At 64.7% G+C, this 12656-nt stretch carries 6 protein-coding genes and 1 pseudogene; 6 read left to right on the top strand and 1 reads right to left on the bottom strand.

The window, feature by feature from the left end:
- Positions 1 to 76: 76 nt before the first annotated feature.
- The 4 genes and pseudogenes from hutH to hutG all read left to right on the top strand — a co-directional run bounded on the left by hutH (position 77) and on the right by hutG (position 5286).
- Positions 77 to 1610: pseudogene (gene hutH / locus ACZ899_RS17310) on the top strand (histidine ammonia-lyase).
- Positions 1611 to 1742: 132 nt separating this feature from the next.
- A complete protein-coding gene (locus tag ACZ899_RS17305) occupies positions 1743 to 3146 on the top strand; it encodes an amino acid permease (protein ID WP_203648365.1) in 1404 nt (467 codons plus the stop codon).
- Positions 3147 to 3164: 18 nt separating this feature from the next.
- Positions 3165 to 4370, top strand: coding sequence for an imidazolonepropionase (gene hutI, locus ACZ899_RS17300; RefSeq protein WP_234562262.1), 1206 nt, complete (start codon positions 3165 to 3167; stop codon positions 4368 to 4370).
- A 112-nt stretch (positions 4371 to 4482) separates the two neighbouring features.
- Complete coding sequence (gene hutG, locus ACZ899_RS17295) at positions 4483 to 5286, top strand: N-formylglutamate deformylase (RefSeq protein WP_234562264.1); 804 nt, start codon at positions 4483 to 4485, stop codon at positions 5284 to 5286.
- Positions 5287 to 5289: 3 nt separating this feature from the next.
- Here the strand turns inward: hutG and ACZ899_RS17290 are convergent, their stop codons facing one another.
- A complete protein-coding gene (locus ACZ899_RS17290; protein WP_234562266.1) occupies positions 5290 to 10866 on the bottom strand; it encodes a dermonecrotic toxin domain-containing protein in 5577 nt (1858 codons plus the stop codon).
- Positions 10867 to 11046: 180 nt separating this feature from the next.
- Here ACZ899_RS17290 and pip point away from each other — a divergent pair, with 180 nt between their 5' ends.
- A complete protein-coding gene (gene pip, locus ACZ899_RS17285) occupies positions 11047 to 12018 on the top strand; it encodes a prolyl aminopeptidase (protein ID WP_198745376.1) in 972 nt (323 codons plus the stop codon).
- Positions 12015 to 12452 (top strand): D-aminoacyl-tRNA deacylase, encoded by a 438-nt coding sequence (gene dtd / locus ACZ899_RS17280; RefSeq protein ID WP_050707270.1) that lies wholly within the window; start codon positions 12015 to 12017, stop codon positions 12450 to 12452. Before pip ends, dtd begins: the two co-directional genes overlap by 4 nt.
- Positions 12453 to 12656 lie beyond the last annotated feature (204 nt).

Genomic DNA, 12656 nt, shown 5'->3' with positions numbered 1-12656 from the left:
TGGATCGCACCCTGTACGGGTGATACTGAACAACAAGAAGGGGCCCTGCGCGGCCCCATGCGATTGGAGTAGCGAAGTGACCGAATTGACCCTCAAGCCCGGCACCCTGACCCTGGCCCAACTGCGCGCCATCCATGCCGCCCCCGTGCGCCTGCAGCTGGATGCCAGCGCCGCGCCGGCCATCGACGCCAGCGTTGCCTGCGTCGAACAGATCATCGCCGAAGACCGCACGGCCTACGGCATCAACACCGGTTTCGGCCTGCTGGCCTCGACCCGCATTGCCAGCCATGACCTTGAGAACCTGCAGCGTTCGCTGGTGCTGTCCCACGCCGCCGGTATCGGCGCGCCGCTGGACGACAGCCTGGTGCGCCTGATCATGGTGCTGAAGATCAACAGCCTCAGCCGCGGTTTCTCCGGTATCCGCCGCAAGGTCATCGACGCGCTGATCGCCCTGGTCAACGCCGAAGTTTATCCACACATCCCACTCAAGGGCTCGGTCGGCGCTTCCGGCGACCTGGCACCGCTGGCGCACATGTCGCTGGTACTGCTGGGCGAGGGCAAGGCCCGCTACCAGGGCCAGTGGCTGCCTGCCACCGAGGCCCTGGCCGTCGCTGGCCTGGAGCCACTGACCCTGGCCGCCAAAGAGGGCCTGGCCCTGCTTAACGGTACCCAGGCGTCCACCGCCTACGCCCTGCGCGGTCTGTTCCAGGCCGAAGACCTGTACGCCGCGGCCATCGCCTGCGGCGGCCTGACCGTGGAAGCGGCACTGGGTTCGCGCTCGCCGTTCGATGCGCGTATCCATGAAGTGCGTGGCCAGCGCGGCCAGATCGACACCGCCGCGTGCTTCCGCGACCTGCTGGGCGACACCAGCGAAGTGTCGCTGTCGCACAAGAACTGCGACAAGGTCCAGGACCCGTACTCCCTGCGCTGCCAGCCCCAGGTCATGGGCGCCTGCCTGACCCAGATCCGCCAGGCCGCCGAAGTGCTCGGCATCGAAGCCAATGCCGTGTCGGACAACCCGCTGGTGTTCGCTGCCGAAGGTGACGTGATCTCCGGTGGCAACTTCCACGCCGAGCCCGTGGCGATGGCTGCCGACAACATCGCCCTGGCAATCGCCGAGATCGGCTCGCTGAGCGAGCGCCGCATCTCGCTGATGATGGACAAGCACATGTCCCAGCTGCCGCCGTTCCTGGTGGAAAACGGCGGGGTCAACTCCGGCTTCATGATCGCCCAGGTCACCGCCGCCGCGCTGGCCAGCGAGAACAAGGCGCTGTCGCACCCGCACAGCGTCGACAGCCTGCCAACCTCGGCCAACCAGGAAGACCACGTGTCGATGGCCCCGGCCGCCGGCAAGCGCCTGTGGGAAATGGCCGAGAACACCCGTGGCGTGCTGGCCATCGAATGGCTTGGCGCCTGCCAGGGCCTGGACCTGCGCAAGGGGCTGAAGACTTCGGTCAAGCTGGAGCAGGCGCGCCAGGCGCTGCGCAAGGACGTGCCGCACTATGACCGCGACCGTTTCTTCGCACCGGATATCGAGGTGGCGTCCGAGCTGCTGGCCAAAGGTACCTTGACCGGCCTGCTGCCGGGCTGGGGTCCTGCCTAGCCTGTAACACCGCAATCGCGGGGCAAGTCGGGCCGCCGCATCGCCGCTCCCACGCCAATCGTGGGAGCGGGCTTGCCCCGCGATGGGCTGTCCGCAGCCCCTCCCGAATTCACGACCAGAACAACAATAAGGACGTGACATGCAACAAGCTCAAGGTCTCAAGCGCGGGCTATCGGCCCGGCATATCCGTTTCATGGCGCTCGGTTCGGCAATCGGTACCGGGCTTTTCTACGGTTCGGCCTCGGCCATCCAGATGGCCGGCCCGGCCGTGCTGCTGGCCTACCTGATCGGCGGCGCCGCCGTATTCATGGTCATGCGCGCCCTCGGCGAGATGGCCGTGCACAACCCGGTGGCCGGCTCCTTCGGCCACTACGCCAGCACCTACCTCGGCCCGATGGCCGGCTTCATCCTCGGTTGGACCTACGCCTTCGAGATGGTCATCGTCGCCATCGCCGACGTCACCGCCTTCGGTATCTACATGGGCTTCTGGTTCCCCGAGGTCGCCCGCTGGATCTGGGTACTGGGCATCGTCTTTCTGATCGGCGGCCTGAACCTGTGCAACGTGCGGGTCTTCGGCGAGATGGAGTTCTGGCTGTCGCTGCTCAAGGTCGGCGCCATCGTCGCGATGATTCTCGCGGGCCTTGGCATCATGGCTTTCGGCTTCAGCCAGGTGGGCACCGGGCACGCGGTCGGGGTGAGCAACCTGTTCGACCATGGCGGCTTCATGCCCAATGGCGTCAGTGGCCTGATCGCCTCGTTCGCGGTGGTGATGTTCGCCTTCGGCGGCATCGAGATCATCGGTGTCACCGCAGGTGAAGCGAAAGACCCTCAGCGCGTCATCCCCAAGGCAATTAACGCCGTGCCGCTGCGCATCCTGCTGTTCTACGTGCTCACCCTGTTCGTGCTGATGTGCCTGTATCCGTGGCCGCAGATCGGCAGCCAGGGCAGCCCGTTCGTGCAGATCTTCAGCAACCTGGGGATCGGCTCGGCCGCAGCCGTGCTCAATATCGTGGTGATCTCGGCGGCGATTTCGGCGATCAACAGCGACATCTTCGGTGCCGGGCGCATGATGTACGGCCTGGCCCAGCATGGCCAGGCACCGCGTGGCTTCGGCAAACTGTCGAAACACGGCGTGCCATGGATGACCGTGGTGGTGATGGGCGCGGCGCTGCTGGTCGGTGTGCTGCTCAACTACCTGATCCCGGAAAACGTGTTCCTGCTGATTGCCTCGATCGCCACCTTCGCCACCGTGTGGGTGTGGCTGATGATCCTGGTCACCCAGGTCGCCATGCGCCGCAGCATGAGCCGCGAGCAAGTCGCCCAGCTCAAGTTCCCGGTACCCTTCTGGCCCTATGGCCCGGCCCTGGCCATTGCCTTCATGGTGTTCATCTTCGGTGTGCTCGGCTACTTCCCCGATACCCAGGCGGCGTTGATCGTCGGGGTGATCTGGGTGGTGTTCCTGGTGGCGTCCTACCTGCTGTGGTGCAAGCCGCGCGCGGGTGGTGGCGAGCCGCTCCGGGAGCCTGCCGAGCTGCACCGTTAAGCTTACAAGGAGATCCTGATGAGAACCCTCTGGCAGCACTGCCACGCCGCGACCATGACCGAGGGCCGCTACGCGGTCATCGAGGACGCGGCGATCGTCACCAGCGCTGGCCTGATCGAGTGGATCGGTCCCCGCGCTGATGTGCCGCCGGTCGAAGCCGACCGCGTCGTCGACCTGGGCGGTGCCTGGGTCACCCCCGGGCTGATCGACTGCCACACCCACGCGGTGTTCGGCGGCAACCGCAGCGGCGAGTTCGAGCAGCGCCTGCAGGGCGTCAGCTATGCCGAAATCGCCGCCCAGGGCGGCGGTATCGCCAGCACCGTGCGGGCCACCCGCGCGGCCAGCGAGGACGAGCTACTGGCCAGTGCCCGCCAGCGGGTTCAGGCGCTGATGCGCGACGGCGTGACCACGATCGAGATCAAGTCCGGCTACGGCCTGGACCTTGAAAACGAACGCAAGATGCTGCGCGTCGCCCGGCGCCTGGGCGAGGAGCTGCCGGTCACCGTGCGCAGTACCTGCCTGGCCGCCCACGCGCTGCCGCCGGAATACGCGGGCAGGGCGGACGACTACATCGACCATATCTGCGAGCAGATGCTCCCGGCGTTGGCCGCCGAGGGGCTGGTGGACGCGGTGGACGCCTTCTGCGAACACCTGGCGTTCTCCCCGGTCCAGGTCGAGCGCTTGTTCATCAAGGCGCTTGAGCTGGGGCTGCCGGTAAAGCTGCACGCCGAGCAGTTGTCGTCGCTGCACGGCTCGAGCCTGGCGGCCCGCTACCAGGCGCTGTCGGCCGATCACCTGGAGTTCATGACCGAGGAAGACGCCATTGCCATGGCCGAGGCCGGCACGGTCGCGGTGCTGCTGCCGGGGGCATTCTACTTCCTGCGCGAAACCCAGCTGCCACCGATGGACGCCCTGCGCCGGCATGGCGTGAAGATCGCCCTGGCCAGCGACCTCAACCCCGGTACCTCGCCGGGGCTGTCGCTGCGCCTGATGCTGAACATGGGCTGCACCTGTTTCCGTATGACCCCGGAAGAAGCCCTGGCCGGCGTCACCGTGCACGCCGCCACGGCGCTGGGGCTGGGCGACAGCCACGGCTCGTTGGAAGTGGGCAAGGTGGCGGACTTCATCGCCTGGCAAATCGAACGCCCGGCCGACCTCAGCTACTGGCTCGGCGGCGACCTGCCCAAGCGCGTGGTACGCCTGGGCCATGAAATATCCAACTGAAGGGTAGCTTCGTGGGAGCGGGCTTGTCCCGCGATACCGGCGAGGCCGGTGCCCTTCATCGCGGGGCAAGCCCGCTCCCACGAAGGTCAATCAGATACGCTGTAGGAGTCATATGGACAAGGTATTGAGTTTTCACCAGGGCCGCCTGCCACTGCTGATCAGCATGCCCCACGCCGGGCTGGGCCTGACGCCAGCCGTGCGCAATGGCCTGGTCGACCAGGCACGCAGCCTGCCGGACACCGACTGGCACATTCCACGCCTGTACGACTTCGCCCGTGACCTGGGCGCCAGTGTGGTGGCGGCGGAGTATTCGCGCTTCGTCATCGACCTGAACCGCCCGGATGACGACAAGCCGCTGTACGTCGGCGCCACCACCGGCCTGTACCCGGCGACCTTGTTCGATGGCGAGCCGTTGTTCAAGGACGGGCAAGTGCCGAGCGCCGATGAGCGGGCGAGGTACCTGGAAGGGATCTGGCGCCCGTACCACGACACGATTCGTCGTGAACTGGAGCGCCTGCGCACCGAGTTCGGCTATGCGCTGCTGTGGGACGCCCACTCGATCCGTTCGCTGATCCCGCACCTGTTCGACGGCAAGCTGCCGGACTTCAACCTCGGTACCTTCAACGGCGCCAGTTGCGATCCCGAGCTGGCCAAGCGGCTGCAGGGCGTGTGCGCCGAGTTCCCGCACTACAGCCATGTGCTCAACGGCCGCTTCAAGGGTGGACACATCACCCGCCACTACGGTGACCCGTCCCGACAGATCCATGCCGTGCAACTGGAGCTGGCGCAGAGCACGTACATGAATGAAGTCGAGCCGTTCGCCTATCGCCAGGACCTGGCACAACCGACCCAGGCGGTCCTGAGACGGTTGCTGGAGACGGTCCTTACGTGGGGCCGGGAGCGATACAGGCGCTAGCGCTCAACTGCGATCCGGATTGGCCAGCGTGGTCAGTTCACGGATCAGGTGCCGTTCCCGTGCCTGCTTGTCGTTCTCCAGCGCTTCGTACTCGGGCGCCAGTTCATCGAGGCTTTGCGGGGACTCGTCCAGGGCGTTGACCTGCGCCCTGTACTGCTGCTCGATGGCGTCGAAGCGTGCTGCGTAGGTCAGTCGCAGGTATCGGCACCATTGGTCATTGCTCGCGGCATACCCCAGGAACGACTCACCCTGCTCATCCCGGTGTACCTGGTCCATCGCCGCTGTCAGCTCGCTGCGGCTGACATCGGCAAAGGCCTCGTAGAGCATGTTGTCGTCGGGCACACCCAGTTTCAGCTCCTGATTCAGTCCGCGGCGATAGGCCAGGCGGACCTCCGCCTCGTCCCGGCCCTTGGCTTTGTCGCGGGCGATTTCATCCAGTCGGTACAGGCGATAGAGGCGCGTGAGCTCCTGGTAAAGCGTGTGTTCCGTATCGCCTGCGGTTCTCAGCAGGTTACGACTGTCGATCAGCAGCTCGATGTTCTGGAACACCAGTAGTGCCCCGTCGTGGCAGGTCTGGCTGCCGGTGTCCGGTTGTACCAGCGCTTCCTGAGCAATGGCGTTGAACAGCGCGCGTTCTTCCGGCCTGACCAGCGCCTTGATCAGGACCATGCGCACGCGCTGGCAGAAGGACGGCCGGCTGGCGCCATTGCGAAAGGGCGCTGACTGCTGCAGGCGCCCGACCAGCGACAGCAGGTTGCCCGCATCGCCTGCCTGTTCCAGTTGCTGCCAGGTATCGCGCAGTGCTTCGTTTTCCAGCTGTGCGCCTTGCAGCCAGGCCTCCAGGCGTGGCTGGTCATCGGCAAGGGGAAGGATTGGATTATGCAGGTGCCCCCCCGCCAGTTCCTCATCCGAAGACGTCGCGGTCAGCAAGTCATCGGGCAGGCTCATGGCGAAGGTGAAGTTGCGCTGGGTGTCCGAGGACGTGCGCGCGCGGAACATGGTGCTGCGGCTCAATGGGTTGTCGAACAGGGCGATCGACGACACGGGGAAGTCGTGATCGAGGTTGCTGAAGATGTGTTCGGGTAGTTCGGTCAAGCGGTTCTCGCTCAGGTCGAGCAGCTCCAGCGGCAGCAGGCTGTCCAGCCAGGCGGGCCACTGTTCGATGCCCATGTTGTTCAGCTCGAGCCGAGTCAGGTTGCGCAAGGTCTCGGGCACCTGGGTGATGGTGCCCAGGCGGTTGCCGGCCAGTTCCAGTGTGCTGAGGTTGCCCAGTGCGCCGAAGATGGCGAGCACGTTGTCATCGATCATCAGCCCCATGTCGCGCAAGGACAGGTAGACGAGCCGGGGCAGGCGCAGGAGTGCCGTCGGCAGCGCCTGGTTCGGCTGGGTGTGTTCGACGAGGCTGAGGTTTTCCACCAGGGGGAAGCGTCGCAGGAAATCATCCAGCTGGGCGCTCGTGCTGTTGATCCGGGCTAGTGACAGGCTGCGCACGCGATCGTGGAAGAAGGACGGAAGTTGCGGCGGGAAATGCTCAAGGGCGATGTTTTCCAGGCGCAGCGTGGTCTGGCGCATGCCCAGTTCCTGGTTGCGCCAGAAGTTGTTGATGCTGACCCCGATCCGGTTGCGCATGGCCATGGCGGCCTGGCTAAGCGGCGCCGTCGAACTTGAGGCGTTGGCCCAGCTGTCGATAGCATCGCGCAGTGCTTCACGCTGCTGAGTGTAGTGGCGCAGGCGGGCGTTCAGGGACGATGAAATGTCGGCATGGATCCGTCCGGCCAGGCCCTGTTGATTGAGCAGGATGCGCAGCAGCTGATCCTCGATGATGGGATTGCCTTCCAGGGCAATGACCGAGTGGGTGGCAAGGTCCGGTTCGTTGCTCATGAGAAAGCTCGGCAGTGAGCGGATACGGTTGTCGCGTAGCGAGACCTCCCTGATGCGGGTCAGAGGGCGTGGCCTCAGTCCCTGGGGCCAGTGGTCGAGGTCCATGCGTTCGAGGCCCAGGTAGTCCAGCGTCAGGCCTTCGAAGGCCTGGTAGCTGTGCGATAACAGCCGATTGCCGTCCAGCGTGAGGCGCCGAAGGTGGGGCAACGCTCTCAGGCTTTCGATCTCCCTGCTCGACAATGCCAGGTTCAGGTTGGTGATGCTGAGGGATTCGAGCGCCGGAAGGCGGCGGGTGATCGAGCTGAGGTCGTACAGGAAGTTGGAGGCGGGTGCGTTGTCGACATAAGGTCGGGTCACCTCCAGCGAGCGTAAGCCTGGGAACTGTTGGAACAGACTGGTCAGCTGGCGCTCGCGCCGTCCCAGGCTCGAAGCGCTGCCGTGGGACGGGTCGATGAGCTGAAGATGCCTGACACTTTCGCCAAAGAACGTGGGCAGGTCGGACGGGAAGGTGTCCAGTGCGATCTGCTCCAGACGCAATGGTGTCGCCTCGTGGGGTGTCACAGGCAGGGCATTGTCGTACCAGTGCTGGATGATCCGCTCATGCAGCGTGTCGATCGCTTCGCTGTCCTGCCCGACTGTGGCGGTTGTCGCTCGTCGCCATGCGGCCAGCGTGTCGCGCAAGGTCGTGTGCCGCTCCAGCAATGCCTGCAGGCGTATGTTTATCTCGCTTCGGCTCAGTCCGCTGCCTTCCAGGTCGGCCAGTATCTGGTCGGCCGTACGCGTCGTATGCACGGGCAGGCCGGTTTCCCTGATCATGCGCAGCAGGGTGTGGCGGGTGAAGCCGCCTCCAGTGCCGCCGTGGCCGCCCATCGGGTATCCCAGGCGGCCGTCGGCCAGACGCATCGGCGAGTGGAAGCCCTGGCGCACGGGCTGCATGCGCAACACCTTGCGCAACGCCTCGCGCGAAAGTCGAGGCATCTGGCGAAGCAGGCGCTTGAGTGCTTGCGTGTAGCTCACTCCCAGGTTGCCCAGTACGCTGATTGCGGGTGTCGGCAGGGCTTTCATCAGCGCACTGTAGAGCGTGTCGTGAAGCCTCTCCGAGGCTTCTGGGGCACTGCTGCCGTCAACGATGTATCCATTGGTCGTGCGGAAAATGGTGGCGTTGGGCTCAGCGGTCTGTGCTCCGATTCGTGTGCGCTCGGCGGGCCAGTGCAGGTGTTGCTCGAGATCGATGACCGTATCGGCGGGCCAGCCGGGAAGCTGTTCCAGCGTATGCAAGATCAAGCGGTCTGTGTCCCAGTTGCGTACCGCGTCCAGATACAGCCCTTCATAGGCGCGTGCCAGGCGAACCTGCTGCTGGTAGGTGCGAGCCTCTGCGCCAAGGCGGGCGTGGATCCTGCCAGTGTCGAGGTCCTGCAGCGCCTCCAGGCTGGCGTTGCGCAACAGCTCTTCAATGACGGGAAGCGGCAGCTGTGGATAACGTTGCCGCAGGGTGGCGCCGCGAGCGGTGGGTCTGGCGTACAAAAGGTCGTAGCGCTTCTGGAACGTCTTGCGCAGCATGTGTGGCTCCGTCACCGAGGTGCGCAGCTCCTGATCCAGCTTGAAACGAGACAGCGTGTCTTCCAGCAACGCCGGCAAGCGCAGGTTCTGGCTGACGGTTCGACGCAACACGGACTCATCCGTGCCGCTGACGTCGAGGATCCGGGTCAGGGTGGCTTCGTCGAACCCAGCGGTCAGTTGGCCTGCCCGACCGGCCAACTGCTTCAGTGGCCATGCCTGTGGTCGGTCCAGTTCATGCAGCCAGGCGCCTGCACCATTGTGGCGCAATCGAGGCTGGTAGCCTTGGGGACTTTGGGGGTTTTCGATGACGTAGGCGTGGGGCGCAGCAATGGGTTTGACCGAGAAGAGGCGGTCTTCCAGCGCCAACCAGATATTGCCTGCGTGGTGGTACAAGCCGAACTCATCCGCTTTCAAGCCTGCAGGCAGCACGATGTCATGGGCAAATGGCTTCAGGTCCGGGGACCAGAGTCGGACCTCGCCGTCAGGCCTGCGCACCGGCTCCAGTTCTTCGACAAATGAAGGCGTCTCGGCGGTGATTTTCTCGATGGCAGGTTTTCCGCTGCTCGCCTCCCAGACCCCGAGAGCCGCCAACTGGGCAACGTTTTCAACCACGTCCACCAGGTAGGCCAGGGCCTGCTGCCTGTCGCCCTGCGCCCAGCTGGCGAACCCTTCGTATACTTCATGCCCCAGTTGCAGTGCCGTCAGTCCCAGCATCACCGGACCAAGGGCCGGTACGAAGAAACTGCCCAAGGCCAGGGCGTTGAAGGCCAGGCCGGTGTAGTACGCCAGTTGTTTCTGCGCTGTTATCTGATCTTGCGTCGCGGTGGGGAGCGCGTGGAACAGGGCATCGTCCCTGAGCCTTTGACGTTTCTGCGCGACCAGCGCCTCGCGCAGGCCTTGCCCGAAGGGCTGCTGTGCCACCGTCACTCGGGCGTCTGGATCGCGCACACGGTTTACCGTACCGCCGTACTGGCCCGGGAAGACCTTTGAGGTACTCCAGTCCACCGGTTGCAGGCAGTCCAGCAACTGGGTGAGAAAGGCATTGCTGTCGCGTGCCGGCACGCTGTCGAGCAGTTGCAGGCGGGTCATGGCCCCCAGCTGTTCGCGCAGGTAGGCCTGCAGTGCCTCGGCGGTGGCGTGATGCTTCAAGGGGATTCGCGCGCCGGGCAAATAGGTGACCAGCCAACCCTGGAAGGGCAGTTGGAACGCAGGGTAGCGCGACGGCAGGCTGGGGCCCGTTTCTACACCGAAGATCAAGGCGCCTGTTACCGAGCTGCCGAACAGCTGCAGGAAGGTCGCGCCCAGCGGACGGCCTTCGTACTCGGCCTCGCCGTGTTCGACCAGCTTGAGCAAGGCTTTATACAGCGGCTGTTCGAGCTTTTCGCCCAGATAAGCCCTGTGCAGCTCCAGGCGCAGGGTGCTCAGTTCCGCGTCGCCGAATACCTTGGCCGTCTGCGGATCCGCCGGGCAGACCGTTTCGATCAGCGCCTGGTACTGACCACCGATATCCAGCTCGCGGGATAATGCCGCGAATTCGCTCGGCGAGATCTCGACCTGGTTGCCGCTGGGCACCACGCCCACGAACGCATTGCTGTCGAGCACCCTTGAGCTGAGCCTGGCGGTATCCAGCCCACCAGGCAGCGCCTGTTCGGCCTCGAAGTTCTGCAAGGCGCTGTGCAGCAAGGACTGCGTGGCTCGTCTGAACGACCGTGCTGCCTGAACGATCGGGTCGCCGTGGGAGGCGTCCTGATAAGCCTCGGCCCGGCGGGCGTTGAACAGATAGGTCTTGTTCACGTCCAGTTGCAGATGGAAGCGCTGCTTGATCGCCTGGGTCAGCTGCTGCGTGGCGAACTGCCGTAGATCGGGTAGCTGCTTGAGCCGCCTGGCCACCTCATCCTGGGTCTGTCGATGGGTGCCATATTCCTGTACCAGCTGTCGGGCGATGTCCGGGTGCGCCAGGCAAGCCTTGTCGAACCAGGCGTTTGGTTGGCTCAGGGCATTGCGCATGTGGGCATGGGCCGGCTTTGCGACGTGCTTCAGCCAGTCAGGCATCTTGTCGGCGATCAGCCGCTTCGACAGTGAACCTATGGGTTCGTCCGTTACTGGCGCGCCAGCGACGCCGTTGTTGTTGACGCTCATGGTGGGGCCTCGATGGAAGGGAGGCCCGGATGGTATGGACTGTGCCGCCGACCAAGGACATAACATGATCTGGCCGTAGAACCCGTCCGCATGCATCGCACCCAGCACGAGAGCATGCTCAAAGCGCAATTCAGGTTTATGATGCCAGGCGGCAGACAATATCCTCACACGGAGTGCGCGATGCAGACCCTCTACCCGCAGATCAAACCCTACGCCCGGCACGATCTGGCCGTGGAAGCGCCGCATGTGCTGTATGTCGATGAGAGCGGCTCGCCGGAAGGTCTGCCCGTGGTGTTCATCCACGGTGGCCCGGGCGCGGGCTGCGATGCCCAGAGCCGCTGCTACTTCGACCCCAACCTGTACCGCATCGTCACCTTCGACCAGCGCGGCTGCGGCCGCTCCACGCCGCACGCGAGCCTGGAGAACAACACTACCTGGCACCTGGTCGAGGACCTGGAACGCATCCGCGAGCACCTCGGCATCGACAAATGGGTGCTGTTCGGCGGTTCCTGGGGTTCCACCCTGGCCCTGGCCTACGCCCAGAAGCACCCCGAGCGGGTGCATGGCCTGATCCTGCGCGGCATCTTCCTGTGCCGCCCGCAGGAGATCCACTGGTTCTACCAGGAAGGCGCCAGCCGGCTGTTCCCCGACTACTGGCAGGACTACATCGCACCGATCCCGCCGGAGGAGCGCGGCGACCTGGTCAACGCCTTCCACAAGCGCCTGACCGGCAACGACCAGATCGCCCAGATGCATGCCGCCAAGGCCTGGTCCACCTGGGAGGGCCGCACCGCGACCCTGCGCCCGAACCCGCTGGTGGTCGACCGCTTCTCCGAGCCGCAGCGCGCCCTGTCGATCGCTCGCATCGAGTGCCACTACTTCACCAACAACGCCTTCCTCGAGCAGGACCAGCTGATCCGCGACATGCCGAAGATCGCTCACCTGCCGGCGGTGATCGTGCATGGCCGCTACGACGTGATCTGCCCGCTGGACAACGCCTGGGAGCTTCACCAGGCCTGGCCGAACAGCGAGCTGAAGGTGATCCGCGACGCCGGCCACGCCGCCTCCGAGCCCGGCATCACCGACGCCCTGGTGCGCGCCGCCGACCAGATGGCCCGGCGCCTGCTCGACCTGCCCCTGGAAGAAGCATGAAGGGGCTGATCCAGCGTGTGCGTGGCGCGCGGGTGGAAGTGGCAGGGGAGATTGTCGGCGCCATCGACCAGGGGCTGCTGGCGCTGGTGGCGGTCGAGCCTGAAGATTCGCCCGAGCATGCCGACAAGCTGTTGCACAAACTGCTGAACTACCGGGTGTTCAGCGACGAGCAGGGCAAGATGAACCGCTCGCTCAAGGATGTCGGCGGCGGCCTGCTGCTGGTGTCGCAGTTCACCCTGGCCGCCGACACCCGCAACGGCATGCGCCCGAGCTTTTCCACGGCGGCGCCACCGGCCCTCGGCGCCGAGCTGTTCGACTATCTGCTGCGCCAGGCACAGGCCCGGCACCCGCTGGTGGCCAGTGGTCGCTTCGGTGCAGACATGCAGGTGCATCTGGTCAATGATGGCCCGGTAACATTTATGTTACAAATATGAGGTCAAAAAACCCTTTGTTTGTCGAAAAACAAGGGGTTTTGTACGATAAATAGTTTGTTCAGCCTGATGCGTTGTAACGCGACCTGCTGGATAATCGCGCGCTGCATGAACCTGCGTTCGCAGGTTCGTTTCACTTTGACTCGAGCATTGTCAGGATCCGTTTGGGGAATCATTACGCCCTCACGGGGTCCGAACAGTGCTCGC

The organism is Pseudomonas sp. TE31087, assembly GCF_057284075.1.
Note: the sequence above shows the minus strand (reverse complement) of the source record. Positions and strands in the feature narration are given on the sequence as shown.

Excerpts from the sequence above, each read along its gene's own strand:
- ACZ899_RS17305 (WP_203648365.1), top strand. The coding sequence starts at position 1,743 with ATGCAACAAGCTCAAGGTCTCAAGCGCGGGCTATCGGCCCGGCATATC.
- hutI (WP_234562262.1), top strand. The coding sequence starts at position 3,165 with ATGAGAACCCTCTGGCAGCACTGCCACGCCGCGACCATGACCGAGGGC.
- hutG (WP_234562264.1), top strand. The coding sequence starts at position 4,483 with ATGGACAAGGTATTGAGTTTTCACCAGGGCCGCCTGCCACTGCTGATC.
- ACZ899_RS17290 (WP_234562266.1), bottom strand. The coding sequence starts at position 10,866 with ATGAGCGTCAACAACAACGGCGTCGCTGGCGCGCCAGTAACGGACGAA.
- pip (WP_198745376.1), top strand. The coding sequence starts at position 11,047 with ATGCAGACCCTCTACCCGCAGATCAAACCCTACGCCCGGCACGATCTG.
- dtd (WP_050707270.1), top strand. The coding sequence starts at position 12,015 with ATGAAGGGGCTGATCCAGCGTGTGCGTGGCGCGCGGGTGGAAGTGGCA.